The sequence below is a fragment of the Pseudomonas crudilactis genome, assembly GCF_013433315.1.
Classification (GTDB): Bacteria; Pseudomonadota; Gammaproteobacteria; order Pseudomonadales; family Pseudomonadaceae; genus Aquipseudomonas; species Aquipseudomonas crudilactis.
This window is the reverse complement of sequence record NZ_WXVV01000056.1, coordinates 1-694: the sequence shown is the minus strand read 5'-3', so window position 1 is coordinate 694 and position 694 is coordinate 1. Positions and strand designations below refer to the sequence as shown.

Genomic DNA, 694 nt, shown 5'->3' with positions numbered 1-694 from the left:
GCCGGGTTCGTAGACGTAGCTGCGGTATTCGCTTTCGCTGCTTTCGGCGACGAGGTGGTCGCCTTGCCAGAAGAACTCGGTGGTCTCGCCGTTGACGGTTTTGCGGATGCGTCGGCCGAAGGCGTCGTACTTGTAAGACGCGGTCTGGCCGTCGGGACGGGTCAGGCCGATCAGGCGGTGCTGGCTGTCGTAGCGGTATTCGGTGACGAGAGTTTGCGCGCGGCCGCGGCGTTCGCGAATCAGGTTGCCGAAGGCGTCGTAGTCGTAGTGGCGGTCGCCCTGCATGAGCAGGCGGTTGCCCTTGATCTGGCTCGGGCCGGGGCGGTCCTGCATCAGCAGGTTGCCGGCCGGGTCGTGGGCGAAGCTTTCCGGCAGTTCGTCGCGTGAGTGGCGTACGCGGATGAGGCGGTCGAGGGCGTCGTAGCCGTAGGTGCGCTGGCCGTGGCGGCTGTCGGCGATGTGTGCCAGATTGCCGTTGGCGCTGTAGGCATAATCGCGGCGGTACAGTGAATCGTGCTGATGGCCTACAGCGTGGGCGAGTAATCGTCCCTGATCGTCGTAGGCATATTCGCTGAGCAGCAGCCCCTGCTGGCGTTGTTGTTCGCGGCCCGACTGGTAGACATGGCGGGTCAGCGATGCGCCATTGAGGTCGATGGCGGCCAGTGCACCGCCCTTGGCGTAGTGATAGTCGAGT

The 694-nt window shown here is 64.7% G+C and carries 1 pseudogene; it reads right to left on the bottom strand.

Annotated elements, in window-relative coordinates:
* Nucleotides 1-694: pseudogene (locus tag GTU76_RS29750) on the bottom strand (RHS repeat domain-containing protein); the annotation flags it as partial.